The organism is Pseudomonas sp. S04 (assembly GCF_009834545.1).
Classification (GTDB): domain Bacteria; phylum Pseudomonadota; class Gammaproteobacteria; order Pseudomonadales; family Pseudomonadaceae; genus Aquipseudomonas.
This window is the reverse complement of sequence record NZ_CP019427.1, coordinates 4547924-4573906: the sequence shown is the minus strand read 5'-3', so window position 1 is coordinate 4573906 and position 25983 is coordinate 4547924. Positions and strand designations below refer to the sequence as shown.

Sequence of the window (25983 nt, the reverse complement as noted above, 5' to 3'; positions counted from 1 at the left end):
TTTTCAACTGACTTCGGGAGGCGCGAGGCCTGACTGCCGTACACGCAGGCAGGCGCGCAGAATCAATGGGACGTTTGACTACACACGTTTTGGATGCAGCACACGGTTGCCCGGGCAGCTCGATCAAGGTCGAGTTGTACCGCGTTGAGGGTTCGCAGCTGGAATTGGTCGCCAGCGCACTGACCAACAGCGATGGCCGTTGTGATGCGCCCTTGTTGCAAGGCGATGACTACCGGTCCGGGGTCTATCAGCTGCAGTTTCATGCCGGCGACTACTACCGCGCTCGCGGTGTCCAGCTGCCGGAGCCGGCGTTCCTGGATGTGGTGGTACTGCGTTTCGGCATCTCGGCCGAGCAGGATCACTACCATGTGCCGTTGCTGATTTCGCCTTATAGCTATTCGACCTACAGAGGAAGCTAGATCCCCCAAGAATCTGCGCAAAAAGCTTCTTTGGTCCTTCGCCCGCTCACACTGCGGGCTTTTTTTCGTCCCGGGAAAAGTGTGGCGCCTGTATGCACGCCATCGCGGGCAAGCCCTGCTCCTACGGTTTTGCAGGGCGATGCAGATCCTGCAGGAGCAAGGCTTGCCCGCGATGCTTTTAGCGGCTCAGCAGGGAAGCCGCGCCCGCGCCACTGAACAAGCCGGCGCTGATCCGGTTGAACCAGCTTTGCCCCTTGCCGCTGCGCAGGTAGCGCGCGGCACCATGGGCGCCAAGGCCGTAGGCCAGCTTGCAGCACAGGTCGAGCAGGGTCCAGGTGACGATCATGATCAGCAACTGCGGCAGGAACGGCTGCTGTGCGCTGAGGAACTGGGGCAGGAAGGCGGCGAAGAACAGGATGTCCTTGGGATTGCTCGCCCCCAGGACAAAGGCGCGCCCGAACAGTGCGCGAAAGCGCGGCACAGCGGCCGCCTGGGGCACTTCAGTGGCGTGGGCCGGTTGCCGGGACTGCTGCCAGCTCTGCCAGGCGAGGTAGAACAGATACAGGGCGCCGACGATCTTCAGCGCGCTGAACAGTTGCTCCGAGGCCAGCAGCAACGCGCCAAGGCCCAGGGCCGAGGCGCTCAGCAGGCAGATCGAGGCAAACACCCCGCCGAGAAACGCCGGGTAGGAGCGGCGCAAACCGTAGTTCAGGCTGTTGCTGATCATCAATAACGACAAGGGGCCCGGGATCAGGATCACGACCAGGGCGGCGCCGCTGAACAGCAGCCAGGTTTCCAGACTCATCACTTTCCTCCATATGTGCAAAAGCCCCACCCGACGGGGTGAGGCTGGGTCACGCTTGAAACGCTTACAAGAAAATGAACTTGGCGATAAAGATCGCGCAAAGAACCCACAGGCTTACGGATATTTCCTTGTACTTGCCAGTACCGGCCTTCAGGGCCACGTACGTGATAAAGCCCAGCGCGATACCGTCGGCGACCGAAAAGGTCAGGGGCATCATGATCGCGGTGACGATCGCCGGAATGCTGTCGGTGGCTTCGTCCCACTCGATGTGAGCCATGCCGCCCATCATCAGCATCGCCACATAAATCAATGCACCGGCGGTGGCATACGCCGGAATCATCCCCGCCAGCGGTGCGAAGAACATTGCGGCAATAAATAGCACGCCGACGGTCACCGCGGTAAGACCAGTGCGACCACCCGCAGCCACACCCGCGGCACTTTCCACATAGCTGGTTACTGGAGGCACGCCGACCACCGCACCAAACACGCTGGAGGCACTGTCGGCCTTCATGGCGCGGGAGAGGTTTTCGATCTTGCCGTCCTTACCCACCAGGTTGGCCCGTTGCGCGACACCCATCAGGGTCCCGGCGGTGTCGAACATGTGCACGAAGAGGAACGCCAGCACCACGCTGATCATGCTGACGTTGAACACGCCAGCGACGTTCATGGCCATCCAGGTCGGCGCCAGGCTCGGCGGAGCGGACATGATGCCCTCGTAGTGCACCAGGCCCAGGCCCCAACCGGCCAGGGTCACGGTGATGATGCTGATGAGGATGGCGCCGAAGACCCGGTGATAGCTGAGGATGGCGATCATCAGGAAGCAGATGGCGGCCAGCAGCGGGCCTGGCTCGCGCAGGGAACCGAGCTTGATCAGGGTAGCCGGGCTGTCGACCACGATGCCGGCGGTCTTCAGGCCGATCAACCCGAGGAACAGGCCGACACCGGCCCCCATGGCATAACGCAGGCTCCCCGGAATGCTATTGAGCAGCCATTCGCGGATTCGCGAGAAGGTCAGGATCATGAACAACACACCGGAGACGAACACCGCGCCCAGTGCGGTTTCCCAGTTGTAGCCCATGGTCCCGACCACGGTGTAGGTAAAGAACGCGTTCAAGCCCATGCCCGGCGCCAGGCCCACTGGCCAGTTGGCGTACAGCCCCATCAACAGGCAACCCAGCGCTGCGGCGATGCAGGTGGCGACAAAGGCCGCACCGTGATCGATGCCGGCATCGGCCATGATGTTCGGGTTGACGAAGATGATGTAGGCCATGGTGATAAAGGTGGTCAGGCCGGCGATCAGCTCGGTCTTCACCGTGGTGCCATGCACGCTGAGTTTAAACAGGCGCTCCAGCCAGCCGGTGCGTTGGGGCGGCGAGAGATCCAGCGTCGGTGCTTCGGATTTGCGGCTTTCCACAGCGAGTACTCCTCAAGAGTTTTATTGTTATTTCCAGAGCCGGACACAGAGGTGGGCAGCGGCTCTTTGAGGCACTTGCGAATTTGTTGACCTATTGGTCAGGAACTCGCACGAAGCGAATTATGCTTTTGTATACAAATAAAGCAAATAATGTTTTCGGTTTTGTCGACGAAAAATCTGGCGATAGGGATATATCGCCAGTGGATCCAGACTGAGGGCTCAGTCTGCGAGCGCTTGGGTTTGCCCCAGGGCCTTGTTTACCGCCAGCCAGCCATCTACCGCCGCTTCACCCGCCTCGGCAAACACGCGCTCGAGCAGCTTCACCTGTTCACGGCGCAGCGCGGCTTCGAAGCGCACGCCGTCGCTGGTCAGTTGCAGCAGGCGCTTACGTTTGTCGTCCACGGCCGCCACGCTGTCCACCAGGTGCATTTCCAGCAATTGGCGCAAGGGCATGTTCAGTGCCTGTTTGCTGACGCCCAGTAGCGCGAGCAATTCCTTGACGCTCAAGCTCGGGTAGCGGGCGATGAAAAACACGATGCGCTGGTGCACCCGGCTGAGGCCTCGGCGTTCGAGCATTTCGTCGGCTTTGGCAGTGAAGGCCTGGTAGCCGAAAAAAAACGCTTCCATGGCGGCTTGCTGGGTGCTTTGGGATTTAAGGTCAAGCATATTGACGTATCTGTCCGGGCTGGCGTAATTTCGGTCAACCAGTTTGACTTAATTTCCTTGGCCTTTGCTACCGGTGACCCCCATGGCTTTTTCCGAACGTGTTGCGCGCCTCAAGAGTTCCTTGATCCGTGAAATCCTCGCCGCGGCCCAGCGCCCGGAAGTGATGTCGTTTGCCGGCGGCCTGCCGGCCGAAGCCATGCTGCCAAAGGTGCAGTGGGCCGATATGCCAGTGTCCATGGGCCAATACGGCATGAGTGAAGGCGAGCCGGCGCTGCGTGAAGCATTGGCGGCAGAGGCGCGTGCCCTCGGCGTACCCTGTGAGGCGAACCAGGTGTTGGTGGTCAGCGGCTCACAACAGACCCTCGACCTGGCGGCCAAGCTGTACATCGACCAAGGCACGCAGATCCTGCTCGAGGCGCCGACCTACTTGGCCGCGCTGCAAATCTTCCAGCTGTTCGGTGCCGATTGCCTGAGCGTGCCGCTGGAGGCCGACGGCCCCGACCTGGTGAAGCTGCGGGCGCGCCTGGAGCAACATCGGCCGGCGTTCATCTACCTGATCCCGACCTTCCAGAACCCCTCTGCGGTGCGCTACAGCGAGGCCAAGCGCGATGGCGTGGCGGCGTTGCTCGACGAATTCGGCGTGACCCTGATCGAGGATGAGCCGTACCGCGAGCTGACATTCGATGGCGCCAGCGCCACGCCGATTGTCAGCCGCTTGCAGCGGGCCAGTTGGATCTACACCGGCACCGTGTCCAAGACCTTGTTGCCGGGCTTGCGTGTCGGCTACCTGATTGCCAGCCCGGACCTGTTCCCGCATCTGCTACGGCTCAAGCAGTCGGCGGACCTGCACACCAACCGTGTTGGTCAATGGCAGGCCTTGCAATGGATCGGCACCGAGCGCCTGCGTGATCACCTGAGCGAATTAAGGGATTTCTACCGAGTCCGCCGCGATGGATTCCAGGCGGCGCTGCAGCGGCATTTCAGCGAGCTGGCGGATTGGGAACTGCCGCAGGGTGGTCTGTTTTTCTGGCTGACTCTCAAGCAGCCGCTCGACACCCGAACCTTGCTCAAGACTGCACTGGCCAATGATGTGGCGTTCATGCCGGGGGAACCGTTCTTTCCCGAGCCGGATTGCAACCTGGGTCACCTGCGGTTGAATTTCAGCCACATTGACCCGGCGCGCCTGGATGAAGGGCTCAAGCGATTAGCGGCGGTGGTGCGCGAGGGACAGGCGCGGCAGGCGGCGTAAGGGGAAGCTAGACAAGCATAAACCGGCCAATGGGCCGGTTTATGCTTGTCTGGGGTTTGTGTTTCTAGCGCCCAACGATCAGGCCGCGGCGAAACGCTGGTCCAGGTAATCGATGATTACCTTGGACTCATACATCCAGGTGGTCTGGCCGTTTTCTTCGATGCGCAGGCACGGCACCTTGATCTTGCCGCCTTGCTCCAGCAGGGTCTGGCGGTCCTGCTGGTTGTTCTTGGCATCGCGCAGGGCCACCGGCACGTTCAGGCGGCGCAGGGTGCGGCGGGTTTTCACGCAGAACGGGCAGGCGTGGAACTGGTACAGGGTCAGGCCCTTGGCGGCGGCTTCGACCTGGGCCTGGGCGGCGGCAGGGCGCTGCTTTTTACCAGGACGGGTGATGAAGTCGATGAAGATGATCAACTGGCCGAGGCCGACACGAAGCGCTTTGACGAACACGATGTAAGCCTCACGGGGCAAATGGGAATGGCGCGAAGCTTACCTGATTTTTCACGGACGAAAAAAAACCGGCGATGAACGCCGGTTTTCCGGGTGCCGCGTGTTACTTGATCAGGCTGAGAAACTCGCTGCGGGTGGCCGCATTTTCGCGGAACTCACCGAGCATCACCGAAGTGATCATCGACGAATTCTGTTTCTCCACACCGCGCATCATCATGCACATGTGCTTGGCCTCGATCACCACTGCAACGCCCAGGGCGCCGGTGACTTGCTGCACCGCATCGGCGATCTGGCGACTGAGGTTTTCCTGGATCTGCAGGCGGCGGGCGTACATATCGACGATCCGCGCGACTTTCGACAGGCCCAGTACCTTGCCACTCGGAATGTAGGCGACGTGCGCCTTGCCGATGAAAGGCAGCAGGTGGTGTTCGCACAACGAGTAAAGCTCGATGTCCTTGACCAGTACCATTTCGCTGTTGTCGGAGCTGAACAAGGCACCGTTGGTGACTTCTTCAAGTGTCTGTTCATAACCGCGGCAAAGGTACTGCATGGCTTTGGCGGCACGCTTTGGCGTGTCGAGCAGGCCCTCGCGGGACACGTCCTCGCCCAGTTGGCCGAGAATCGCGGTGTAATTCTGTTCCAGGGACATGAAACTACCTGTGGGATTTTACGCAAAGGGCAAGGGTACGGTGGCGGACACGGCGCTGCAAGCGTGACGCGTCAGCTTTACTCGTCGCGGCCTTCCATCATGGTTCGTTTGAGCATCACATACACCGCACCGGCGCCGCCGTGCTTGGCCTGGCAGGAGGTAAAGCCCAGGACCTGTGAATGCTGGCGCAGCCAGGTGTTGACGTGGCTTTTGATCATCGGGCGCTTGCCGTCCAGGCGCACGGCCTTGCCGTGGGTCACGCGCACGCAGCGGATTTCGAATTTTGTCGCTTCGGCGAGAAATGCCCAGAGCGTCTCGCGGGCCTTTTCCACGTTCATGCCGTGCAGGTCGAGGCTGCCTTCGAACGGGATCTGCCCGATCTTGAGCTTGCGCATCTGGCTTTCCTGGACCCCGTCACGTGCCCACATCAACTCGTCTTCCGGACCGACATCGATCACGAATTGGTCGGACAGGCCGTCCACAGCCGCCACGTCGGTACGAATGGTCGCTGCCTGGCGCAGCTTGGCAATTTGCGCGCGGTCAGCCTTGGGCTTGCCGGTTTCGGCGCGGTCGTGCTTGATCGGCTTGACGCCTTGGATCGCACTTTTGAACAGGGAAAAATCGTCGTCTTGCATGTCAGCCTCCGCGAAGGGCGGCCAGTTTACCCAAGTCGAGGTGAATCGGGCGCGGCAAAACGCGTCGCGCGCGACTCAGTCATGCTTTTTCATCAAATGCGGGGCCATGTTCAGCTCGCGAGGTTGACGCATGCGGCGGCGACAGCGACGCCAGAACGCGACACCCAGGTAGAGCAGCAACAGGCCAATCGCCAGAATGATCGCCGAGCCCAGCGGGCTGGCGTTCAGTTCACCCAGTGCGGGCGGACGACCAAGCAGGCTGGCAGCACCGGCCATTGCCAGCAGCACACCGAGGGTGGCGAGCAGGGCGGCGAATGCAGCGCCGAAACGATAACGCCAGTTGCGTTGCCCTTTGGGGCGCAAGCGGCGAGCGTCAAATCCATCGGATATCTTCATTCCGACCTTCCTCAATGGGTATCGGCCCTTCGACCGGGAGTTGACCGGGTTGTTCCTGAGGCTAAGGCAAATAGAGGAAATGAGAGTCTTTTGCGGATGAGCGGCGATGATCGCCGCTCATCCGCGGGCGATCAGATCAGGTCCCGGGTCTGGGCGAGGGTGGCGAAGTTGTCAGCCATGATCGCCATTTCGGTCTGCTGGACGTGCTCGGCAGTCAGTACGCCGCCCTTGTAGGGCAGGTCCCGGGTGGCGCAGGCGTCTTCGACCAGGGTGCAGCGAAAGCCCAGGTTCTTGGCCGCACGCACGGTGGTACTGACGCTGGAGTGACTCATGAAGCCGCAGACGATCAGGTCCAGGGAGCCAAGGTCCTGCAGGCGTTTTTCCAGGGGCGTGCCGTGGAACGCGCTGGGCAGCAACTTGCCGATGAGGGTTTCGTCGCTCAGGGGTTCGAGGCCGGGTATGAACTCACCGCGCTCGCCCTGGGGGTCGAACAGGCCGCCGACAGTGCCCAGGTGATGCACATGGACAATCGGTCGCCCCGCGGCCCGGGCCGCTGCGAGCAGTTGCTGGATGTTGGCCACGGCCTCTGCCATGCCGGTCAGGGCCAGTGGGCCGCTGAGGTATTCTTTTTGTGCATCGATGATCACCAGTGTCGCGTGGGCCAGATTGGCTGGCGCGTAACCACGACCGCTGAGTTGAAACATCGTCTTTGGAACGGACATTCTGGGGCTCCTTCGAGTGGGGCTTTTGCGACATTGTCCTCTGGCTGAGCGCTTCTGTGAATCGCTACCATCGTAGGCACCGTCGTTGCTGGGCTGCAGCCTCTCAAGAGCTGACCGGATGTTCAACCAAAAGCTGAAAAACCGGATAAATCCTACATTTGCCCAGGGGTTTTTTCATTGATCGTCGGGGCAGGTTTAGGCTGTTAGAATCCCCGGTCGTTTTTTCAGGAGTTTACCCCGTGATCACTTCCCGTCTGCGCACTTTGCGCGACCATATTCGTTGGGCTGTCAGCCGTTTTCATGGGGAGGATCTGTTTTTCGGCCATGGGACCGACAACGCCTGGGATGAAGCCCGTCAACTGGTGCTGGGAGCGTTGCACCTGCCTTGGGAAATCGCCGACAGCTACCTGGACTGCGCGCTCGAAGACGACGAACTGGTCAACCTGCAGCGGTTGCTCAAGCGCCGTATCGAAGACCGCATTCCCACCGCCTACCTGCTGGGCGAGGCCTGGTTCTGCGGCATGTCGTTTATTGTCGATGAGCGCGTGTTGATCCCGCGTTCACCGATTGGCGAACTGATCGAAAAACGCTTCGCTCCCTGGCTGGACAGCGAGCCGGCGCGCATTCTCGACCTGTGCACCGGTTCCGGTTGCATCGGCATCGCCTGTGCCTATGAGTTCCAGGACGCTGAAGTGGTGCTGGCGGACTTGTCGTTCGAAGCCCTTGAGGTGGCCAACCAGAATATCGAGCGCCACGGCGTCGATGAGCGGGTGTACACGGTCCAGGGCGACGGCTTCGACGGTTTGCCTGGCCAGCGATTCGACCTGATCGTGTCCAATCCACCGTACGTGGATGCCGAAGACTTTGCCGATATGCCGGACGAGTTCCAGCACGAGCCCGAGCTGGGCCTGGCCTGTGGCGAAGACGGTCTGAACCTGGTGCGGCGCATGCTGGCGCAGGCGGCCGATCACCTGAACGAGAAAGGCTTGCTGATTGTCGAGGTGGGCAACAGCCAGGTACACGTCGAGGCGCTGTACCCGGAAGTCGATTTCGCCTGGCTGGAGTTCGAACGCGGCGGCCACGGCGTGTTCATGCTCAGCGCCGAGCAATGCCGTGAACACCAGGCACTGTTTGCATCACGGGCCTGATCCATCCTTCGCGAGCAAGCTCGCTCCCACGGGTTGTTACGAATCCTTGTAGGAGCGAGCTTGCTCGCGAAGATCGAAAGCGCCACGCGGTTATTCAGGTAATTCGCGTCAGCGTTGACGTCCTTCGCGAGCAGGCCGCAAGCGGGCGCCGCAAGCGGGCGCTCGCTCCTACAGACGTTGGCGGTGGTCAGCGGTGTGTGGCGATCCAGATCAGCAAACCGGCCTGGAACACTGAAAACGCCACCAGGCAGGTAATGGTGAAGCGCAAGCCGGTTTCTTCGCGTTTGAATTTGCTGACGGTTTCTTCCTGCTTTTGCAGTTTGACTTCCTGTTCGGCCAGGTTCTGCTCGGCTTGCTGCAACATCTGCGCGGCTTCGAGGATTTCCACGAACTGCAGCTTCTCGGTGTTCCAGTCGCCCAGCAGGTCACCGACCTTGCCGGCCTTGACGCTGCCTTTCAAATGCTGGGCGTCGGCGTAGACCACGTCAAAACCGTGCACCCGCAAAAAATGGTCGCGGCGCAGGCGCGTGTCTTCGACCAAGGCATCCTTGTTGCTCAGGTCCATCGCATCAAAGCTGTAGCTCGCCCACTTTTTCTTCGCCCACGTAATGCCTTGGGCCGCGAGAAAACGCCCGATGCCGCGGTTCATTGGTTCTATCTGCACACCGCTGTCGGGGCCGAAGTGCACGCGCCGCTGTTCGTGGTCGACCCAGACGTCCAGGTGGTTCTGCTCCTTGCGCACCCGCTGGCCCGGCAACGTGATGCTCATGCGCAACAGGCTGCGCTCCTTGTTGTTGCGCTCGGCATAGCCGAACTCGACAAAGCGCAACGGCCGGCCCCCGGTGCTGCGATCGGTTTTCAGCGGCGCCAGGCGCAGCATCCGCCGGTGCTCGGCCGCAACGTCCGCCCACGGCTGCTGCGCCGCTTCGGGGGCCGTTGTGTCGGGCGTGGTGTCGGGTGATTTGTGGGTATCAGTCATAACGGCGAGATCCTGTCCAAGCGCTGCTTGTCGACAGACAATGGGCTGTCGACACTGGCTTATCGGCCGAATTGCGCAGGACTGGAGGGTAAAACCGGGCTAACTTCGAGCAATTGCATCAATAAAGCCGAGGATCCGGGTGCCGAGTTCTGCCGCCAGTGGCAGTTGCGGATCCTTGTAGGACGCCACCTGGCGCTTGATGTCGTTGGGCACGATGCGCATCACGTGGTTCATGCCCTCGATCACCACCAACTGGGCGTCGGGCTTGGCAGCCTTGAGCATTTGCGCATCCCCGACACCGACCTGCATGTCATTGCTGCCCTGGACGATCAGCGCGGGCATGTGCAGGCGGGCGAATGCGGCGGCCGGGTCCTGGCGGAACAGGCTGATCAAGTAGGGTTGCACGCTGGGGCGAAAGATCACTTGCAGCGCCGGCGGCACATTGCTGTCCACCTGGCCGGCCTTGAGGCTGTCCAGCAGTTCATTGCTGCGCAGCAGCAACTGGGGCGGCAGGCGGTGGCTCAACTGTTGGCGCAACACCTGATCCACCGGTCGTGCGCTGCCGGACAGGGAAATCAGGCCGGCGGCGTCCACTTGGGGAGCGGCGAGGGTGGCTACCAGTGCCCCTTCACTGTGCCCCAACAGAATCAGCGGCCCCAGGCGCGGGTCACTCTTGAGTTGCTTGCCCCAGGCCACGGCATCGGCCACGTAGGCCTCCAGGCTCAGGTTGCGCTCGTCCGGGGTGGCCGCCAGGCTCGCCGCCACGCCGCGCTTGTCGTAGCGCACGCTGGCGATATTGTGTTTGGCCAGCACCCAGGCCAGGCGCTTGAGGCTATCGTTGTTGCCGCCCTCTGGGTTATTGCCGTTGCGGTCGGTGGGGCCCGAGCCGGAAATGATCAGGACCACCGGCACCGGGGCGTCGGACTTGGGCAGCAGCATCGAGCCAAACAGCTCGCCGCTACTGGTATCCAGGCTGACCGGGCGTTGCAGGACCGTGGCCTGCGCGATATTGCACAGCAGGCCGGTAATCAGGGTAAGGCTCAAGGCTATAACTCGCAGCATCATCACGCCATCATTCACAAGGTGTCGGTTGGACTCGCAGACACCCATAAGGTTCGAGGATGAACTACTGGGTGAGCCTGCGTATACTGGCGCGCACTTAGTTCAGCGATTTCACGGAGCGCCCTGCATGTCCGGCAATACCTACGGCAAGCTGTTCACTGTCACCACCGCGGGCGAAAGCCATGGTCCGGCGTTGGTCGCCATTGTCGACGGCTGCCCGCCGGGTCTTGAGTTGTCCCTGGACGACCTGCAGCGCGATCTCGACCGACGCAAGCCAGGCACCAGCCGCCACACCACCCAGCGCCAGGAAGCCGACGAGGTGGAAATCCTCTCCGGCGTGTTCGAAGGCCGGACCACTGGCTGTGCCATTGGCCTGCTGATCCGCAACACCGACCAGAAGTCCAAGGACTACTCGGCGATCAAGGATCTGTTCCGCCCGGCCCACGCCGACTACACCTACCACCACAAATACGGCGAACGCGATTACCGTGGCGGCGGTCGCAGTTCTGCGCGCGAAACTGCCATGCGCGTGGCGGCCGGGGCGATTGCGAAAAAGTACCTGGCGACCCAGGGCATCGTGATTCGCGGCTACATGAGCCAGTTGGGCCCGATCGAAATCCCGTTCAAGAGCTGGGACTCGGTGGAGCAAAATGCGTTTTTCAGCGCCGACCCGGACAAGGTGCCGGAACTTGAGGCCTACATGGATCAACTGCGCCGCGACCAGGACTCGGTCGGCGCCAAGATCACCGTGGTCGCCGAAGGCGTGAAGCCAGGCCTGGGTGAGCCGATCTTCGACCGCCTCGATGCCGAACTGGCCCATGCGCTGATGAGCATCAATGCGGTCAAGGGCGTGGAAATCGGCGCCGGGTTCGCCAGCGTCGCCCAGCGCGGTACCGAACACCGCGACGAGATGACCCCACAAGGTTTCCTCAGCAACAACGCCGGCGGCATCCTCGGTGGCATTTCTTCCGGCCAGCCGATCGTTGCCCACCTGGCGCTCAAGCCAACGTCGAGCATCACCACCCCGGGCCGTTCGATCGATGTCCACGGCAACCCGGTGGACGTGATCACCAAGGGCCGCCACGACCCCTGCGTCGGTATCCGTGCCACGCCGATTGCCGAAGCGATGATGGCCATTGTGTTGATGGACCACCTGCTGCGCCATCGCGGGCAAAACGCCGACGTGCGCGTCAGCACCCCGGTGTTGGGCCAGCTGTGAAGCCGGGCCCTGACGTCGCCGCGGTCTGATGGCCGTGGCGGTGCTCCCGTACTGGCGGCTTTCCAGCTTTTATCTGTTTTATTTCGCCTTGCTCGGTTCGACAGCGCCTTTTTTGGCGCTGTACTTCGACCACCTGGGGTTTTCGCCTGCGCGTATCGGCGAGCTGGTAGCGATCCCGATGCTGATGCGCTGCATCGCGCCCAATATCTGGGGCTGGCTGGGTGACTACACTGGCCGGCGCCTGGCCATTGTGCGTTTTGGCGCGGTCTGTACGCTGCTGACGTTCTGCCTGATCTTCGTCAGCAAGAGCTACGCCTGGCTGGCAATGGTCATGGCCCTGCACGCGTTTTTCTGGCACGCGGTGCTGCCGCAGTTCGAAGTGATCACCCTCGCGCACCTGCAAGGCCAGGCTTCGCGCTACAGCCAGATCCGCCTGTGGGGTTCTATCGGCTTCATTATCGCGGTGGTTGCACTGGGGCGGCTGTTCGAATGGTTGAGCCTGGACGTCTACCCGGTAACCCTGGTGGTGATCATGGCGGGGATCATCATCAGCAGCCTGTGGGTGCCCAACGCCCAGCCTGCGCCCGGCAACCGCCTGGCAGGGGAGGGCTTCGTCAAGCAGTTGCGCAATCCGGGGGTCCTGGCATTTTATGCCTGCGTGGGCCTGATGCAGCTCAGCCACGGGCCGTACTACACCTTCCTGACCCTGCACCTGGAGCGCCTGGGCTACAGCCGTGGAGTGATCGGCATGCTCTGGGCCGTGGGAGTGGTCGCCGAAGTCCTGATGTTCCTGTTCATGAGCCGGATCCTGGCGCGGTTTTCAGTGCGCCGAGTGCTGCTGGCCAGTTTCCTGCTGGCCGCCTTGCGCTGGCTGCTGCTGGGGTCGTTCGCCGAGTTTCTCTGGGTGCTGTTGTTTGCGCAGGTCCTGCACGCGGCCACCTTTGGCAGCTTTCACGCCGCGGCCATTCATTTTGTCCAACGCAGTTTCGGCCCGCGCCAGCAGGGGCAGGGCCAGGCGCTCTACGCGGCGCTGGCCGGCACCGGTGGCGCACTGGGGGCTTTGTACGCCGGCTACAGCTGGAATGCCCTGGGCGCCACCTTCACCTTTAGTATTGCAAGCCTCGCCGCGCTGGCTGCAGCCGTTATCATTGCCACACGCATGCAAGAGGAGTTGCCGAAATGAGCAGCCTGTCGGTTTACCACGTTTCAAGCCCGGACCTGCCGAACAAGGTCCTGACCCACTTCGACGACATCAGCGCGACCCTGGCCGAACAGGGTGTCAGATTCGACCGTTGGCAGGCGGCGGCAAAGCTTCAGCCGGGCGCCAGCGACGAAGAGCTGGTGGCCGCCTATCAGGGGCCGATCGACCAACTGATGACCGAGCGTGGTTACCTTGGGGTGCAGGTCATCAGTGTCAGCAGCGAGCAGCAGCAACCCGCTGAATCGCCTGCCGAGCTCTTCGAAGAGCAGCATTTTGACGAGGACCTGGTACGGTTGTTTGTTGCCGGACGTGGCCAGTTCAATTTGCACATCGGCGATTATGTGTACGCCGTACTCTGCGAGAAAAACGACCTGATCCTGCTGCCTGCCGGTACTCGGCACTGGTTCGACAAGGGTGAGCGACCGCACTTCGTGGCCATCGGCCTGTTCAGCACTGCTGTGGAACCGCTGCCCCGCATCACCCCAGGTGACTTCGCCGGGCACTTCCCGCGGCTGGAAGATTAAACTGCCGAGCGGATACGCTACAGGCGATTAAACGCTGGCGCAGTGCGTCACCCGGGCTTTCCTTGTGCTGTGCGTAGGACGTTGCCTATTGCTGAGTCAGTGAAGACTGATTCAGCGTTCATGCGCTTGTTTAATCCGCCCTCTATGTAACTCTTTCTTTCTGACACTCAACCACTGGCCCGGACGATCACCGTTCGAGTTCAGGCATGGACGATCACCAGGAGAAAGGTAATGGACAGCGCAACGGGTGACGCCGGGCCGGAGGTCAAGCCAGTCAAACGCCGACGCCCGGATCGGGCAGGCAAGCCGCTGAGCGAGAAGGAACTGGAGATCCTGCACTGGGCCAAGCGCGGCAAGACCGTTTGGGAAATCAGTGTGATTCGCTCGATCTCCCAGGCCACGGTGAAATTTCACCTGGCCAATATCTACGCCAAGCTGCAGGTCAGCAACCGTGCACAAGCGGTGGGGGAGGCGGCCAGACGCGGTATGTTGCACTGAAAAAAGGGCCACCTGACTGGGTGTCAGGTGGCCCAAGGAAATCTGCTAGCAACCCGCTTCGATTACATCGAGTGATAGGTCGGCAGGGCAAAGCGCTGTTGGCTCTGCAGCATGGAAATTTGCGGCAATTCACTGGCCTGTTCCGCCAGGTCGCGACGAATAGCGCTGATCACCCAGGACAGTTGATCGCCAGCATGCAGTTGGGCGTAGGAAATCGAGCGCTTGAAGACTTTGCCTTCACTGCTGCGCAAGGTCAGCAGAATGCCGCCATCCGGGCGTGCCTGGGTGGTGACGTCGAAGTTGGAGAACAGCGAAGTGAATTTTTCTTGGATCAGGCTCATGTCTATCAGCTCCGTGTGCACATGAATGGCAAGCATGGAGGGGTAGTTGCAGTGATTGTGCCAGTATCGTTATCTAAAAAAATCCTTATAAATCAATGATATACGAAAAAGTGAATTTTTCGGATTCGTGCATTCTGCATGAATGGCCATCGTGCATCCTGCATTTTGCGAGATTGCACGGCCGTTTGCGGGCCCACCTGCCGGCAGTGGCAGTGGGCGAGGGCCGGATACAAAACATTTCAAAAACCGCGTGTACAGCGACAGAACCCCTGGCGTACTTTTTTGCCGTTAAGCAGAGGTTTTCCGTTGTGTCTCATACAGGGATGAAGTTGCCCGAACACCTCGATTGCATGTTCGCCCGACAATAACAATACAGGCCCGCCGCAGAGGGCCGAACGGGAGCAACCATGAGCAGCACGCACCACGACACTATTACCTGGAGCATGATGCTCCGTAAGTTGCCGTCGATCGTCAAAGCCCTGCCCCGGGTGGTCAAGGGCCTCAAGGTGGCCAATGTCAAACAGCCGGACCAGCCTTGTGGCCTGGCGTTCACCTTCGAACAGGCGACAGTTCGTAACCCTGATGGCCCCTCCTTGCTGCACGGCAGCGTGTCGCTGACTTATGCACAGGTCAACCAGTGGGCCAACCGTATCGCTCATCACCTGTTGGCCCAGGGCATCGGCAAGGGCGACGTGGTCGGGGTGTTCATCGAGAACCGTCCTGAACTGCTGGTCACGGTGCTGGCGGTGGCCAAGGTCGGCGCCGTCAGCGCCATGCTCAATACTTCGCAAACCCACCAGGCGCTGCTGCACAGTGTCAACCTGGTCAAGCCGGCGGCCATTGTTGTCGGTGGAGAGTTGGTCCAGGCCTATTCGGCGATTCGCCAGCAGGTCGCCATCGATGACTGCCGCACCTGGTGGGTGGCTGACCAGGATTGCTCTCGGCATCACGGCGAGGCACCAGAGGGCTTGCGCAACCTGATGGCCGAGAGTGCCGATTGCGCAAGCGACAACCCGCCCAGCAGCCAGCAGGTGTTTCTCGATGACCCGTGCTTCTACATCTATACCTCCGGCACCACCGGGTTACCCAAGGCAGGGGTCTTCAAACACGGTCGCTGGATGCGCAGCAGCGCCAGCTTCGGCATGATCGCCCTGGATATGAGCCCGGACGATGTCGTCTATTGCACCTTGCCGCTGTACCACGCGACGGGCCTGTGCGTGTGCTGGGGGTCAGCCATCTGCGGCGCCTCGGGTTTCGCCATTCGGCGCAAGTTCAGCGCCAGCCAGTTCTGGAACGATGTGCGTAAGTACCAGGCTACAACCATCGGTTACGTGGGTGAGTTGTGCCGCTACCTGATCGACCAGACGCCGGCCACTAACGACCGGGATCACGCAGTCGTGAAGATGATTGGCAACGGCTTGCGCCCCGGCGTGTGGAGCGAGTTCAAGGGGCGTTTTGCGGTCAATCACATCTGTGAACTGTATGCCGCCAGTGACGGCAACATAGGTTTCAGCAACATCCTCAACTTCGATAACACCATCGGTTTTTCGCTGATGTCCTGGGAGTTGGTGGAGTACGCCCACGACAGCGGTGCGCCGCTACGCAACAGCAACGGCTTCATGCAGAAAGTCGGCAAGGGCCGGCAAGGCCTGTTGCTGGCGAAGATTGACGACAAGGCTCCGCTTGACGGCTATACCGACCCGCAAAAGACCGAAAAAGTGGTGCTGCACGATGTGTTCGAGAAGGGCGACCGTTACTTCAATACTGGTGACTTGCTGCGCAACATCGGTTTTGGTCACGCCCAGTTCGTCGACCGGTTGGGCGACACCTATCGCTGGAAGGGCGAGAACGTGTCCACCACCGAAGTCGAGAACATCCTCTTGCAACACCCGCATATTGCCGAGGCGGTGGCCTATGGCGTGGAGATCAGCAACACCAACGGGCGTGCCGGCATGGCGGCGATCACCCCGGCCGAATCCCTGGCGACCCTGGATTTCAGTGAGCTGCTGAGGTTCGCCCGCGAGCAGATGCCGGCCTATGCGGTACCGTTGTTCCTGCGGGTCAAAGTCAAGATGGAAACCACTGGCACCTTCAAGTACCAGAAGACCCGACTCAAGGACGAAGCTTTCGACCCCGGCAAAACCGGCGACGATCCGATCTATGCCTGGCTGCCCGGTTCAGACACTTACGTGCAGATCACCGAACAGGTACTGGCGGATATCCATGGCGGCAAGTTCCGTTATTGATTGTGGCTATGGTGGCATGAGAGAAAAAAGGGGTGACAGGGGGCAGGCCGCTTGCGGACACTAGCGGCCTATCGATTGACCGAATGTGGAGTCACCCATGTCAGACCAACCCCGCCAGATGACCCCGGAAGAAGCCGCCGAGTTTGCCGAGCAGGTTTTCAACAAGGCCCGTGAAGGCGATGCGGCGATGCTCGCGGCGCTGTTGAGCAAGGGTTTGCCGCCGAACCTGCGCAATCACAAGGGCGACACCCTGTTGATGCTGGCGGCTTACCACGGGCATGTCGATGCGGTGAAGGTGCTGCTGGAGCACAAGGCCGACCCGCAGATTCGCAACGACAACGGCCAGAGCCCGATTGCCGGGGCGGCGTTCAAGGGTGACCTGGCGGTGGTGGCGGCACTGGTCGATGGCGGGGCGGAGATCGAAGGTTCGTCCTTCGATGGCCGGACCGCGTTGATGATGGCCGCGATGTTCAACCGCACAGCCATCGTCGACTACTTGATTGGCAAGGGCGCAGATCCCAAGGCCAAGGACGCCAACGGCATCACCGCGCTGGACGCGGCCAAGACCATGGGCGCGGTGGATACCACGGCGCAGTTGGAGAAGATCCTCGGTTGATAGCCGGGTGGGCCGCAAGCTTCGCTGAATAATTACCGCCAAATACGCTATCCTTCGCGGCCGAAAATCTCCCTCGCTACAGGATCTGCCATGAAAGCCGCACTCATCGAACTCATCAGTAAAATCAGCTCCGGCTGCATGAGCGACGCGCAAATCGTGCAGATCGCCGATGAGGCGGCGCAGGCGTACGCCGACCCGGAGGCGTTCCTGGCGGCCAATCCGGACATCAACTACGACGACACTTTCCCGATTGCATTGGGCGAGTGGGTGGTAGTTGGCAGCCTGCCGGACACCGTGCTGTTCCAGGCTGACACCTATATGGACCTGTTCGAGCAGATCGTTGCGTCGTTCGGCCCCGGTGTGGCGTTCAACATCAAGCCCAAGCAACTGGCCAAGACCGAGGCGCTGACCGCGCTCAACCGGATCCAGATCCAGATGGGCAGCATGAACCCGGAAAACGGCGGTTACACGCTGCTCAACTTCAGCCAGTTGCTCGACGACGAAATCCAGCTCGTGCTGGTGTATGGCAACGACGTGGCACGGGTGCTGGAGTTGTGTGCCGAAGTCGGGATCAATGCGGCGCCGTCCCTGGAAGCGCTCAAGGTAGCCGTACACGTTTAACTCACGGCAATAAAAGGGAACCCTCCCGGGAGCCGGCTATCCTAAGGGGGGAATGCCTTCTATTGGGAGCAACACCATGGGTTCTACCTTTAATGGCCTGGTTGGCCTGATTATCCTGGCGCTGGATATCTGGGCGATCATCAACGTGCTCAAGAGCGGCGCGCAAACCGGGATGAAAATCGTCTGGATACTACTGATCCTCTTGTTGCCGGTACTGGGCCTGATCATCTGGGCCATCGCTGGGCCGAGGGGCAACGTGCGCCTATAGCCCCCATCAACAACCGTAGCAGCTGTCGAGCAGCGCGAGGCTGCGTCAACGGCCGCAGGACGTTCATCCGGATTGGCAAGATAGCCGGGGGTCGCTGCGCAACCCAACGCAGCCTTCGGTAGCTGCTACAGGACCAGGTTAGCTCGCAGCCTTTTTTGTGTTTCCAGATATGCGTTGCACGAAATTTTCACAACCGCTCCAAGACAATTCGCCCGCTTGTTTTTCATCCCCGGTTTTCGCCCCGCCAGTGCTTGCGAGTAATAAATGGCAATGCCGTGGGTGATCGTGCAACATTTGTGCTCCGCGCAAGGTCCCGGCCATTTCCCCCAAGTCATGGCAATAAGAAAGCCTGGGCGCCGCTACTTCTTTGTAACTTCAACTTCCAATGGGTCCTAAAACGACATGGCAAACACGGACGCCCTGAATCAGCAGCGAGCCTCGAATCGCTTGCTGCAACCGACCGTCAAATCCCATCTGGCGTACACGCTACTCTGCGCCCTGGTCATGATGGTGATGCTCTCCCTGCTGCGCCTGGCGTTGCTGGTGTACAACCGGGAGATGATTCTTGACACACCGGCTTCGACTTTCCTCGAAGCTTTCGCCAACGGCCTGCGTTTCGACCTGCGTCTGGTGATCTACCTCAGCATCCCGCTGTTGCTGTCGCTGTTCAGCGTCCGGGCGATGGCCGCCCGGGGCCTGTTCCGGTTCTGGCTGACGGTGGTGTCGAGCATCGCGCTGTTCCTCGGCCTGATGGAGATGGACTTCTACCGCGAGTTCCACCAGCGCCTCAACGGCCTGGTCTTCCAGTACGTGAAGGAAGACCCGAAGACCGTGATGAGCATGCTCTGGTACGGGTTCCCGGTGGTGCGCTACCTGCTGGCCTGGGTGGTCGGCACCTGGTTGCTGAGCCTGGCGTTCAAGGGCGCTGACCGCGCTACCCGGCCGCGTGGCCCGTTCAGTGGCGGCAATGTCGGCACCCGTCAAGTGGCGCCGTGGTACACCCGCGTTGCCGTGTTCATGGTGTGCCTGCTGATCTGCGTAGCGGCCGCCCGTGGCACCCTGCGTCAAGGCCCGCCGATGCGCTGGGGTGACGTGTACACCACCGACTCGAACTTCGCCAACCAGTTGGGCCTCAACGGCACCCTGCAACTGGTGGCCGCGGCGAAAAGCCGAATGTCCGAAGACCGCGACAACATCTGGAAAGCCACCCTGCCGCAGCCTGAGGCGCAGCAGATCGTGCGCGACATGCTGGTCATGCCGGACGAGAAGCTGGTGGATGCCGACAGCGCCGCCGTGCGCCGGGATTTCCTGCCGCCTGCCGACAAGACCCTGCCGATCAAGAACGTCGTCGTGATCCTGATGGAAAGCATGGCCGGTCACTCGGTCGGTGCGCTGGGCGCGCCGGGCAACATCACCCCGTACCTGGACAAACTGTCCAAGGAAGGCCTGCTGTTCGACCGTTTCTTCTCCAACGGCACCCACACCCACCAAGGTATGTTCGCCACCATGGCGTGCTTCCCTAACCTGCCAGGCTTTGAATACCTGATGCAGACCCCGGAAGGCAGCCACAAGCTGTCCGGCCTGCCGCAGCTGCTCAGTGCACGCAAGTTCGACGACGTGTATGTCTACAACGGTGACTTTGCCTGGGACAACCAGTCGGGTTTCTTCAGCAACCAGGGCATGACCAACTTTGTCGGCCGCAACGACTTCGTCAACCCGGTGTTCTCCGACCCAACCTGGGGCGTGTCCGACCAGGACATGTTCGACCGTGGCCTGGTAGAGCTCAAGGCGCGTGAAAACGGCAAGCCGTTCTATGCCTTGCTGCAAACCCTGTCCAACCACACCCCATACGCGTTGCCGACTCCTTTGCCGGTGGAGCCGGTCACCGGTCGTGGCAGCCTCAACGAACACTTGACCGCCATGCGCTACTCCGACTGGGCACTGGGGCAGTTCTTCGAGAAGGCCCGCAAGGAGCCTTACTTCAAGGAAACCCTGTTTGTCATCGTTGGCGACCATGGGTTTGGCAACGAACGGCAGATCACCGAAATGGACCTGGGCCGCTTCAACGTGCCGATGCTGATGATCGCGCCGGGTATCCAGGAAAAGTTCGGTACCCTGGATCACACCGTGGGGACTCAGGTCGACATCGTGCCGACCATCATGGGCCGCCTGGGCGGCGAAACGCGTCACCAGTGCTGGGGGCGTGACCTGCTCAACCTGCCGCAGGGCGACACCGGCTTTGGCGTGATCAAGCCTTCGGGTAGCGAGCAGACTACGGCGATCATCACCCAGGACCAGATCCTGGTGCTGCCGAAGGAAAAGGACATGGCGCCGAAGATGTACCAGTACCAACTGGGCGCCAATCCACGTGCCGAGATCATCCCGGACGCACCGCGTACCGCTGAGATGAAGCAGAAACTGGAAGCCTTCCTGCAGACGGCAACCAAAAGCCTGATCGATAACACCGCTGGTGTAGTAGACGGCACGCCGGACTAAGGCCTGGCGTAATACAAAAAAGAGGCCCGCTCGGGCCTCTTTTTTTTGCCTGCAGTTTTTGTCTTAGATCCTGCCGAGCAACAGCAATACCAGCAGCACCACGACCACCACGCCGATCACCCCAGATGGCCCATAGCCCCAACTTCTGGAGTGGGGGAACACCGGCAGACCACCGATCAACAGCAGAATCAGGATAACCAGAAGAATCGTGCCCATGTCGAATTCCTTATTGGAGAGTTATTGAACGTCGCATTGGTTGAATAACAGGCCCGACTGCAATAAATCCGAGCGGCTTAATATTTCCGACTGTGGCCGGCGCGAGAAAATTCAATGTTTCTTTACTGCTATTGGCTTGCCGGTTTATTTCGTTTATCAACCACCGCGAGGGGGCTGCGCTGTGGTTCGGTTTGCCTGGGGCATTCAGCGCTTTGATGGTCATGGGTGTAGGAAATTCCTTCGCTACACTGCGAGCATCTTTCCCAGAACAACAAGGCAACTTCCTATGCAAAATCGCATGATGATCACTGGCGCCGGGTCCGGCCTGGGTCGCGAAATCGCTCTGCGCTGGGCTCGTGAAGGTTGGCAGTTGGCCTTGTCGGACGTCAGCGAGTCCGGTCTGCAGGAAACCCTCAAGCTGGTCCGCGAGGCCGGCGGTGATGGCTTTGTGCAGCGCTGTGATGTGCGCGACTACAGCCAGTTGACGGCCTTTGCCCAGGCCTGTGAGGTCAAGTTCGGCGGCATCGACGTGATCGTCAACAACGCTGGGGTCGCCTCAGGTGGCTTCTTCAGCGAGCTGTCGCTGGAAGACTGGGACTGGCAGATCGCAATCAACCTGATGGGCGTGGTCAAGGGCTGCAAGGCCTTCCTGCCGCTGCTGGAGCAAAGCAAGGGCAAGATCATCAACATCGCTTCGATGGCGGCACTGATGCAGGGGCCGGCCATGAGCAACTACAACGTGGCCAAGGCCGGCGTGGTGGCGCTGTCCGAGAGCCTGTTGATCGAGTTGGCGCAACAGGAGATCGGCGTGCACGTGGTCTGCCCGTCGTTCTTCCAGACCAACCTGCTCGACTCGTTCCGCGGCCCGACCCCGGCCATGAAGGCCCAGGTCGGCAAGTTGCTGGAGAGCTCGCCAATTACCGCCAGCGATATCGCCGACTACATCTACCAGCACGTCGCGGCTGGCGAGTTCATGATCCTGCCCCATGAACAGGGGCGCATGGCCTGGGCACTGAAGCAGAAAAACCCGCAATTGCTGTACAACGAAATGACCGTCATGGCCGACAAGATGCGCGCCAAGGCCCGGCAAAACGCTAGCTGAACTTGCGACTCAGAGGCGCGATGGTTAGGGTTGCCGCATTCTGGCAACCCTGACGAGATGTGCCCATGCTCAACTACCTGTGGTTCTTCCTCGCGGCGCTGTTTGAAATCGCCGGTTGCTACGCCTTCTGGATGTGGCTGCGCCAGGGCAAAAGCGCCTGGTGGATGGTCCCGGCGCTGCTCAGCCTGACGCTGTTTGCCCTGCTGTTGACCAAGGTCGAGGCGACCTACGCCGGGCGAGCCTATGCCGCTTATGGCGGGATCTACATCGTTGCCTCGATCGCCTGGCTGGGGCTGGTCGAGCGGGTGCGCCCGTTGAGTTCGGACTGGTTGGGGGTAGCCCTGTGCGTGCTGGGGGCGAGCATTATTCTGTTTGGCCCACGCTTCACGTCGACCTGAGTCATTTGGCGGGTATTGCAGGGGATGTCTGTAGGGTAATTCGATCTGGCGTGTAGGAATGGGCTATTTTCCTGGCGCTGTCTTGAAGCTCCGGAGTTCGCCGGCCATCTTCAGGGCTCGGTAACCTCAAGGACTAGAGCCATGCTTGTACTCAGCCGCGTTGTCGGTGAATTGATCTCCATTGGCGACACCATCACCGTGCGTGTTCTCGACGTCAGCGGTGGCAACGTGCGGTTCGGCGTCGAAGCCCCGCGGCACGTCAATGTCCACCGTTGTGAAGTCTACGAACGCATCCAGGCCAAGCGTGCCCGGGAAATGCGCGACTAAGGCTCAGTCGAACAGGTGCTTGGGCACATCGTGCTTGAGCATCAACTGGCACTGCTCGCTCTCGGGGTCGAAGACAATCAGGGCCTGGCCTTTGCTCAGGGCATTGCGCACCCGCAGCACCCGAGTCTGCAGCGGTGTGTCGTCGCCGTTGTCGGTGCCGTCGCGGGTGACAAAGTCTTCGATCAGGCGGGTCAGGGTGTCGACTTCAAGTTGGTCGTGGGGAATCAGCATGGCTACCTCGGTCATCAATGCGCCGATCCTACGGCGCTTCGCGCAGCAGGACCAGTGCAAAGTGACCCCGGTCCTAGGACGAACGTTGCCCTACCAGGCTGTCCACCGAGGGCACGCGGGTATCGCTTTCCATCTGTGCATCGTGTTCCAGTTGATGGCTGAAGCGATCCAGTGAGCCTTTGGCCGGCTGGGCGTCGCTGGCAAATACTGGCGGGCTGAGGATGTAGGCACCCAGCAAGCGGCTCAAGGCGGCGAGGCTGTCGATATGGGTGCGCTCGTAGCCGTGGGTGGCGTCGCAACCGAATGCCAGCAGGGCGGTGCGGATGTCATGGCCGGCGGTGACCGCCGAGTGGGCGTCGCTGAAGTAATAGCGGAACAGATCGCGGCGCACCGGCAATTCATGTTCGCTGGCCAGCCGCAACAGGTGGCGCGAGAGGTGGTAGTCATAGGGCCCGCCGGAATCCTGCATCGCCACACTGACCGCGTGCTCGCTGGAGTGCTGGCCCGGGGCGACCGGCGCGATGTCGATGCCGACAAACTCACTGACATCCCAGGGCAATGCCGCCGCCGCGCCACTGCCGGTTTCCTCGGTGATGGTGAACAGCGGATGACAGTCGATCATCAAGGGTTCGCCGCTGTCGACAATGGCTTTGAGCGCGGCCAGCAGGGCGGCCACGCCGGCCTTGTCGTCCAGGTGCCGGGCACTGATGTGGCCGCTCTCGGTGAATTCCGGCAGGGGATCGAAGGCGACAAAGTCGCCGATGCTCACGCCCAGCGAATCGCAATCGGCCCGGGTGGCGCAATAGGCATCCAGGCGCAGTTCGACGTGGTCCCAACTCACCGGCAGTTCGTCGACCGCGGTGTTGAACGCATGCCCCGAGGCCATCAACGGCAGCACGCTGCCCCGCATCACGCCGTTGTCGGTAAACAGGCTGACGCGGCTGCCTTCGGCAAAACGGCTGGACCAGCAGCCCACCGGGGCGAGGGTCAGGCGACCGTTGTCCTTTACCGCGCGCACGCTGGCACCGATGGTGTCGAGGTGCGCGGAGACGGCGCGATCGGGGCTGTTTTTCTGGCCCTTGAGCGTGGCGCGAATGGTGCCACGGCGGGTCAGCTCAAAGGGGATGCCCAGTTCTTCAAGACGCTCGGCGACGTAGCGCACGATGGTGTCGGTGAAACCGGTCGGGCTGGGAATGGCGAGCATCTCCAGGAGGACTTTCTGCAGGTAGGCGAGATCGGGTTCGGGAATTTTACGGGTCATGGGAATTCCTTGAATTGACTTGAGTCGCGAGCGGCAAACGGCAAGCCTCAAGAGCTAACGCGCTCAGGCGTGACTCGCCGCTCGCAGCTGTCAGCTATGCGGAAACAACAGATCCACAAACCGCTCGGCCACCGGTTGTGGTTCGTGATTGGCCAGGCCGGCACGTTCATTGGCTTCGATGAACACGTAGTCCGGCTGATCGGCGGCCGGCACCATCAGGTCCAGGCCTACCACCGGAATATCCAGTGCCCGCGCCGCGCGCACGGCGGCATCGACCAGGGTGGGATGCAGCATCTCGGTGACATCTTCCAGGGTGCCGCCGGTGTGCAGGTTGGCTGTACGCCGCACACACAGGCGCTCACCCGCGGGCAGGATGCTGCTGTAGCTAAAGCCGGCGGCCTGCAGCGTGCGCTCGGTTTCGTGGTCCAGGGGGATTTTGCTTTCGCCGTCGGTGGCGGCCTGGCGTCGGCGGCTCTGGGCCTGGATCAAGGCGTCGATCGTATGCTGGCCATCGCCGATGATTTGCGCCGGGCGGCGGATGGCGGCCGCCACCACCTCGAAGCCGATCACCAGAATGCGCAGGTCGAGGCCTTGGTGGAAACTTTCCAACAACACCCGGGAGTCGAAGCGGCGGGCGTCGTCGATGGCCTGTTGCAGCTCGTCGATGCTCTGCAAGTCCACCGCCACCCCTTGACCCTGTTCACCGTCCAGGGGTTTGACCACCACCCGGCGGTGTTCGTCGAGAAACGCCAGGTTGTCGTCGGCGTTGCCCGCCCGTTGCTGGGCCGGCAGATTCAGCCCGGCGGCCTTGAGCACTTTGTGGGTCAGGCTCTTGTCCTGGCACAGGCTCATGCTGATGGCACTGGTCAGGTCGCTGAGGGATTCGCGGCAACGCACCCGGCGCCCGCCATGGCTGAGGGTGAACATGCCGGCCTGGGCATCGTCGACTTGCACATCGATGCCGCGCCGGTGGGCTTCATCGACGATGATCCGCGCATAGGGATTGAAATCGGCCTGTGGCCCCGGGCCGAGAAACAGCGACTGGTTGATGCCATTCTTGCGTTTGATGGCGAAGGTCGTCAGCGTGCGAAACCCCAGCTTGGTGTAGAGCTGCTTGGCCTGACGGTTGTCGTGCAAAACCGAGAGATCGAGGTAGCTCAGGCCACGGCTCATGAAGTGTTCGATCAGGTGGCGTACCAGCACTTCGCCAACCCCGGGCCGCGTGCACTGCGGGTCGACCGCCAGGCACCACAGGCTGCTGCCGTGTTCGGGGTCGGCGAAGGCCTTGTCATGGTTGAGGCCCATGACGCTGCCGATCACCGCGCCGCTGTCTTCATCTTCGGCCAGCCAGTAGACCGGGCCACCGTGATGCCGGGGCGTCAGGCGCTGCGGGTCGATGGGCAGCATGGAGCGGGCCAGGTACAACTGGTTGATGGCGTGCCAGTCGGCGTCGCTCTGCGCCCGGCGAATACGGAAGCCGCGAAAGACCCGGGTTGCCTGGCGGTAGTCGCTGAACCACAGGCGCAGGGTGTCGGAGGGGTCGAGAAACAGCTGCGCCGGCTCCAAGCCCAACACTTGCTGGGGCGCGGCCACGTACAGGGCAATGTCGCGCTCACCCGGTTCTTCATTGGCCAGCTCCCGGGCCAGGCTCGCCGCGTCGGGGAAGGTATGGCCGATCAGCAACCGACCCCAGCCGCAATGCACGGCAATCGGCTCGCCAGCGTCGCTGCCGTCTTCGGCGAAGCGCGCTTGCAGGCGTTCATAGGACGGTGCCTGGCCGCGCAGCAAGCGCTGGTTCAGCGCTGTGGCGTGAGGTTTCATCAG

Annotated in this window: 30 protein-coding genes; 15 read left to right on the top strand and 15 right to left on the bottom strand. The window is 61.3% G+C overall.

The window, feature by feature from the left end; all coding sequences use genetic code 11:
* Positions 1-65 precede the first annotated feature (65 nt).
* Complete coding sequence (gene uraH / locus PspS04_RS20210; protein WP_095078352.1) at positions 66-419, top strand: hydroxyisourate hydrolase; 354 nt, start codon at positions 66-68, stop codon at positions 417-419.
* Positions 420-597: 178 nt separating this feature from the next.
* Here uraH and PspS04_RS20205 read toward each other — a convergent pair whose 3' ends face one another.
* The 3 genes from PspS04_RS20205 to PspS04_RS20195 form a co-directional block, all read right to left on the bottom strand.
* Entirely contained in the window at positions 598-1224 is a 627-nt protein-coding gene (locus PspS04_RS20205; protein WP_095167942.1) for a LysE family translocator, read from the bottom strand.
* Between the two features lie 64 nt (positions 1225-1288).
* Complete coding sequence (locus tag PspS04_RS20200) at positions 1289-2638, bottom strand: NCS2 family permease (protein ID WP_159997414.1); 1350 nt, start codon at positions 2636-2638, stop codon at positions 1289-1291.
* Positions 2639-2857: 219 nt separating this feature from the next.
* The gene (locus tag PspS04_RS20195; protein WP_159997412.1) at positions 2858-3304 is read right to left on the bottom strand and encodes a MarR family winged helix-turn-helix transcriptional regulator; all 447 of its coding nucleotides are present in this window, start codon (positions 3302-3304) and stop codon (positions 2858-2860) included.
* Between the two features lie 82 nt (positions 3305-3386).
* On the opposite strand from PspS04_RS20195, the gene PspS04_RS20190 reads away from it, so the two are divergent.
* Positions 3387-4553, top strand: coding sequence for an aminotransferase-like domain-containing protein (locus tag PspS04_RS20190; protein WP_159997410.1), 1167 nt, complete (start codon positions 3387-3389; stop codon positions 4551-4553).
* Between the two features lie 78 nt (positions 4554-4631).
* Here the strand turns inward: PspS04_RS20190 and PspS04_RS20185 are convergent, their stop codons facing one another.
* The 5 genes from PspS04_RS20185 to PspS04_RS20165 form a co-directional block, all read right to left on the bottom strand.
* The gene (locus PspS04_RS20185) at positions 4632-5003 is read right to left on the bottom strand and encodes a glutathione S-transferase N-terminal domain-containing protein (protein ID WP_159997408.1); all 372 of its coding nucleotides are present in this window, start codon (positions 5001-5003) and stop codon (positions 4632-4634) included.
* Positions 5004-5106: 103 nt separating this feature from the next.
* Positions 5107-5652: a GTP cyclohydrolase I FolE gene (gene folE / locus PspS04_RS20180; protein WP_003204506.1), complete on the bottom strand. Its 546-nt coding sequence runs from the start codon at positions 5650-5652 to the stop codon at positions 5107-5109.
* Between the two features lie 77 nt (positions 5653-5729).
* Positions 5730-6287, bottom strand: a complete 558-nt coding sequence (locus tag PspS04_RS20175) for a Smr/MutS family protein (protein ID WP_095167951.1) — start codon at positions 6285-6287, stop codon at positions 5730-5732.
* Between the two features lie 75 nt (positions 6288-6362).
* Positions 6363-6683 (bottom strand): hypothetical protein, encoded by a 321-nt coding sequence (locus PspS04_RS20170; protein ID WP_095167953.1) that lies wholly within the window; start codon positions 6681-6683, stop codon positions 6363-6365.
* A 131-nt stretch (positions 6684-6814) separates the two neighbouring features.
* Positions 6815-7405 (bottom strand): cysteine hydrolase family protein, encoded by a 591-nt coding sequence (locus PspS04_RS20165; protein ID WP_095167955.1) that lies wholly within the window; start codon positions 7403-7405, stop codon positions 6815-6817.
* 239 nt (positions 7406-7644) lie between these two features.
* Here PspS04_RS20165 and prmB point away from each other — a divergent pair, with 239 nt between their 5' ends.
* Positions 7645-8553, top strand: a complete 909-nt coding sequence (gene prmB, locus PspS04_RS20160; RefSeq protein WP_159997406.1) for a 50S ribosomal protein L3 N(5)-glutamine methyltransferase — start codon at positions 7645-7647, stop codon at positions 8551-8553.
* A 187-nt stretch (positions 8554-8740) separates the two neighbouring features.
* Here the strand turns inward: prmB and PspS04_RS20155 are convergent, their stop codons facing one another.
* Both PspS04_RS20155 and PspS04_RS20150 read right to left on the bottom strand, forming a co-directional pair.
* Positions 8741-9532: a hypothetical protein gene (locus tag PspS04_RS20155; protein WP_159997404.1), complete on the bottom strand. Its 792-nt coding sequence runs from the start codon at positions 9530-9532 to the stop codon at positions 8741-8743.
* Positions 9533-9631: 99 nt separating this feature from the next.
* Positions 9632-10642, bottom strand: a complete 1011-nt coding sequence (locus PspS04_RS20150; protein ID WP_159997402.1) for an alpha/beta hydrolase — start codon at positions 10640-10642, stop codon at positions 9632-9634.
* A 79-nt stretch (positions 10643-10721) separates the two neighbouring features.
* On the opposite strand from PspS04_RS20150, the gene aroC reads away from it, so the two are divergent.
* The 4 genes from aroC (at position 10722) to PspS04_RS20130 (ending at position 14036) form a co-directional block, all read left to right on the top strand.
* The gene (aroC, locus tag PspS04_RS20145) at positions 10722-11813 is read left to right on the top strand and encodes a chorismate synthase (RefSeq protein WP_095167962.1); all 1092 of its coding nucleotides are present in this window, start codon (positions 10722-10724) and stop codon (positions 11811-11813) included.
* Positions 11814-11841: 28 nt separating this feature from the next.
* Positions 11842-12996, top strand: a complete 1155-nt coding sequence (locus PspS04_RS20140; protein WP_162530209.1) for an MFS transporter — start codon at positions 11842-11844, stop codon at positions 12994-12996.
* A complete protein-coding gene (locus PspS04_RS20135) occupies positions 12993-13538 on the top strand; it encodes an acireductone dioxygenase (protein WP_159997400.1) in 546 nt (181 codons plus the stop codon). The genes PspS04_RS20140 and PspS04_RS20135 overlap by 4 nt, the downstream gene beginning before the upstream one ends.
* A gap of 231 nt (positions 13539-13769) precedes the next feature.
* Positions 13770-14036 (top strand): helix-turn-helix domain-containing protein, encoded by a 267-nt coding sequence (locus PspS04_RS20130; protein WP_159997398.1) that lies wholly within the window; start codon positions 13770-13772, stop codon positions 14034-14036.
* A gap of 62 nt (positions 14037-14098) precedes the next feature.
* Here the strand turns inward: PspS04_RS20130 and PspS04_RS20125 are convergent, their stop codons facing one another.
* Positions 14099-14377: a DUF3509 domain-containing protein gene (locus tag PspS04_RS20125; protein ID WP_095167968.1), complete on the bottom strand. Its 279-nt coding sequence runs from the start codon at positions 14375-14377 to the stop codon at positions 14099-14101.
* A 407-nt stretch (positions 14378-14784) separates the two neighbouring features.
* Here PspS04_RS20125 and PspS04_RS20120 point away from each other — a divergent pair, with 407 nt between their 5' ends.
* From PspS04_RS20120 to PspS04_RS20100, 5 genes are all read left to right on the top strand, one after another.
* Positions 14785-16623 (top strand): long-chain-acyl-CoA synthetase, encoded by a 1839-nt coding sequence (locus PspS04_RS20120; RefSeq protein ID WP_159997396.1) that lies wholly within the window; start codon positions 14785-14787, stop codon positions 16621-16623.
* 97 nt (positions 16624-16720) lie between these two features.
* Positions 16721-17239: an ankyrin repeat domain-containing protein gene (locus tag PspS04_RS20115; RefSeq protein WP_095167972.1), complete on the top strand. Its 519-nt coding sequence runs from the start codon at positions 16721-16723 to the stop codon at positions 17237-17239.
* Between the two features lie 90 nt (positions 17240-17329).
* Positions 17330-17860: a hypothetical protein gene (locus PspS04_RS20110; protein WP_095167974.1), complete on the top strand. Its 531-nt coding sequence runs from the start codon at positions 17330-17332 to the stop codon at positions 17858-17860.
* Between the two features lie 76 nt (positions 17861-17936).
* Positions 17937-18128 (top strand): PLDc N-terminal domain-containing protein, encoded by a 192-nt coding sequence (locus PspS04_RS20105; RefSeq protein WP_095167976.1) that lies wholly within the window; start codon positions 17937-17939, stop codon positions 18126-18128.
* Between the two features lie 402 nt (positions 18129-18530).
* Positions 18531-20624 carry an LTA synthase family protein gene (locus tag PspS04_RS20100; RefSeq protein WP_095167978.1) on the top strand — a complete coding sequence of 698 codons (2094 nt, stop codon included), beginning with the start codon at positions 18531-18533 and terminating at the stop codon, positions 20622-20624.
* 63 nt (positions 20625-20687) lie between these two features.
* Here the strand turns inward: PspS04_RS20100 and PspS04_RS20095 are convergent, their stop codons facing one another.
* A complete protein-coding gene (locus PspS04_RS20095) occupies positions 20688-20840 on the bottom strand; it encodes a DUF3309 family protein (protein WP_095167980.1) in 153 nt (50 codons plus the stop codon).
* Between the two features lie 286 nt (positions 20841-21126).
* Between PspS04_RS20095 and PspS04_RS20090 the strand changes: the two genes are divergently transcribed.
* The 3 genes from PspS04_RS20090 to csrA all read left to right on the top strand — a co-directional run bounded on the left by PspS04_RS20090 (position 21127) and on the right by csrA (position 22667).
* The gene (locus tag PspS04_RS20090) at positions 21127-21942 is read left to right on the top strand and encodes an SDR family oxidoreductase (RefSeq protein WP_159997394.1); all 816 of its coding nucleotides are present in this window, start codon (positions 21127-21129) and stop codon (positions 21940-21942) included.
* 65 nt (positions 21943-22007) lie between these two features.
* On the top strand, positions 22008-22340 hold the full coding sequence (locus tag PspS04_RS20085; RefSeq protein ID WP_159997392.1) for a YnfA family protein: 333 nt from the start codon (positions 22008-22010) through the stop codon (positions 22338-22340).
* Positions 22341-22481: 141 nt separating this feature from the next.
* Positions 22482-22667 carry a carbon storage regulator CsrA gene (csrA, locus tag PspS04_RS20080; RefSeq protein ID WP_095167985.1) on the top strand — a complete coding sequence of 62 codons (186 nt, stop codon included), beginning with the start codon at positions 22482-22484 and terminating at the stop codon, positions 22665-22667.
* Between the two features lie 3 nt (positions 22668-22670).
* On the opposite strand, the gene PspS04_RS20075 is transcribed toward csrA, so the two are convergent.
* From PspS04_RS20075 to ngg, 3 genes are all read right to left on the bottom strand, one after another.
* Positions 22671-22898, bottom strand: a complete 228-nt coding sequence (locus tag PspS04_RS20075; protein ID WP_095168255.1) for a YheU family protein — start codon at positions 22896-22898, stop codon at positions 22671-22673.
* 73 nt (positions 22899-22971) lie between these two features.
* Complete coding sequence (locus PspS04_RS20070; protein ID WP_159997390.1) at positions 22972-24159, bottom strand: osmoprotectant NAGGN system M42 family peptidase; 1188 nt, start codon at positions 24157-24159, stop codon at positions 22972-22974.
* Between the two features lie 90 nt (positions 24160-24249).
* Positions 24250-25980, bottom strand: coding sequence for an N-acetylglutaminylglutamine synthetase (gene ngg, locus PspS04_RS20065; protein ID WP_159997388.1), 1731 nt, complete (start codon positions 25978-25980; stop codon positions 24250-24252).
* Between the last annotated feature and the right edge of the window lie 3 nt (positions 25981-25983).

What these genes read in the sequence shown, in the direction of transcription:
- PspS04_RS20090 (WP_159997394.1), top strand. Translation starts at nt 21,127, where the DNA reads ATGCAAAATCGCATGATGATCACTGGCGCCGGGTCCGGCCTGGGTCGC.
- PspS04_RS20155 (WP_159997404.1), bottom strand. Translation starts at nt 9,532, where the DNA reads ATGACTGATACCCACAAATCACCCGACACCACGCCCGACACAACGGCC.
- PspS04_RS20085 (WP_159997392.1), top strand. Translation starts at nt 22,008, where the DNA reads ATGCTCAACTACCTGTGGTTCTTCCTCGCGGCGCTGTTTGAAATCGCC.
- PspS04_RS20175 (WP_095167951.1), bottom strand. Translation starts at nt 6,287, where the DNA reads ATGCAAGACGACGATTTTTCCCTGTTCAAAAGTGCGATCCAAGGCGTC.
- ngg (WP_159997388.1), bottom strand. Translation starts at nt 25,980, where the DNA reads ATGAAACCTCACGCCACAGCGCTGAACCAGCGCTTGCTGCGCGGCCAG.
- PspS04_RS20135 (WP_159997400.1), top strand. Translation starts at nt 12,993, where the DNA reads ATGAGCAGCCTGTCGGTTTACCACGTTTCAAGCCCGGACCTGCCGAAC.
- csrA (WP_095167985.1), top strand. Translation starts at nt 22,482, where the DNA reads ATGCTTGTACTCAGCCGCGTTGTCGGTGAATTGATCTCCATTGGCGAC.
- PspS04_RS20100 (WP_095167978.1), top strand. Translation starts at nt 18,531, where the DNA reads ATGGCAAACACGGACGCCCTGAATCAGCAGCGAGCCTCGAATCGCTTG.
- PspS04_RS20120 (WP_159997396.1), top strand. Translation starts at nt 14,785, where the DNA reads ATGAGCAGCACGCACCACGACACTATTACCTGGAGCATGATGCTCCGT.
- PspS04_RS20170 (WP_095167953.1), bottom strand. Translation starts at nt 6,683, where the DNA reads ATGAAGATATCCGATGGATTTGACGCTCGCCGCTTGCGCCCCAAAGGG.
- PspS04_RS20075 (WP_095168255.1), bottom strand. Translation starts at nt 22,898, where the DNA reads ATGCTGATTCCCCACGACCAACTTGAAGTCGACACCCTGACCCGCCTG.
- PspS04_RS20205 (WP_095167942.1), bottom strand. Translation starts at nt 1,224, where the DNA reads ATGAGTCTGGAAACCTGGCTGCTGTTCAGCGGCGCCGCCCTGGTCGTG.
- PspS04_RS20125 (WP_095167968.1), bottom strand. Translation starts at nt 14,377, where the DNA reads ATGAGCCTGATCCAAGAAAAATTCACTTCGCTGTTCTCCAACTTCGAC.
- PspS04_RS20190 (WP_159997410.1), top strand. Translation starts at nt 3,387, where the DNA reads ATGGCTTTTTCCGAACGTGTTGCGCGCCTCAAGAGTTCCTTGATCCGT.
- PspS04_RS20195 (WP_159997412.1), bottom strand. Translation starts at nt 3,304, where the DNA reads ATGCTTGACCTTAAATCCCAAAGCACCCAGCAAGCCGCCATGGAAGCG.
- PspS04_RS20150 (WP_159997402.1), bottom strand. Translation starts at nt 10,642, where the DNA reads ATGGGTGTCTGCGAGTCCAACCGACACCTTGTGAATGATGGCGTGATG.
- PspS04_RS20070 (WP_159997390.1), bottom strand. Translation starts at nt 24,159, where the DNA reads ATGACCCGTAAAATTCCCGAACCCGATCTCGCCTACCTGCAGAAAGTC.
- PspS04_RS20140 (WP_162530209.1), top strand. Translation starts at nt 11,842, where the DNA reads ATGGCCGTGGCGGTGCTCCCGTACTGGCGGCTTTCCAGCTTTTATCTG.
- PspS04_RS20110 (WP_095167974.1), top strand. Translation starts at nt 17,330, where the DNA reads ATGAAAGCCGCACTCATCGAACTCATCAGTAAAATCAGCTCCGGCTGC.
- aroC (WP_095167962.1), top strand. Translation starts at nt 10,722, where the DNA reads ATGTCCGGCAATACCTACGGCAAGCTGTTCACTGTCACCACCGCGGGC.
- PspS04_RS20105 (WP_095167976.1), top strand. Translation starts at nt 17,937, where the DNA reads ATGGGTTCTACCTTTAATGGCCTGGTTGGCCTGATTATCCTGGCGCTG.
- folE (WP_003204506.1), bottom strand. Translation starts at nt 5,652, where the DNA reads ATGTCCCTGGAACAGAATTACACCGCGATTCTCGGCCAACTGGGCGAG.
- PspS04_RS20165 (WP_095167955.1), bottom strand. Translation starts at nt 7,405, where the DNA reads ATGTCCGTTCCAAAGACGATGTTTCAACTCAGCGGTCGTGGTTACGCG.
- PspS04_RS20130 (WP_159997398.1), top strand. Translation starts at nt 13,770, where the DNA reads ATGGACAGCGCAACGGGTGACGCCGGGCCGGAGGTCAAGCCAGTCAAA.
- uraH (WP_095078352.1), top strand. Translation starts at nt 66, where the DNA reads ATGGGACGTTTGACTACACACGTTTTGGATGCAGCACACGGTTGCCCG.
- PspS04_RS20115 (WP_095167972.1), top strand. Translation starts at nt 16,721, where the DNA reads ATGTCAGACCAACCCCGCCAGATGACCCCGGAAGAAGCCGCCGAGTTT.
- PspS04_RS20095 (WP_095167980.1), bottom strand. Translation starts at nt 20,840, where the DNA reads ATGGGCACGATTCTTCTGGTTATCCTGATTCTGCTGTTGATCGGTGGT.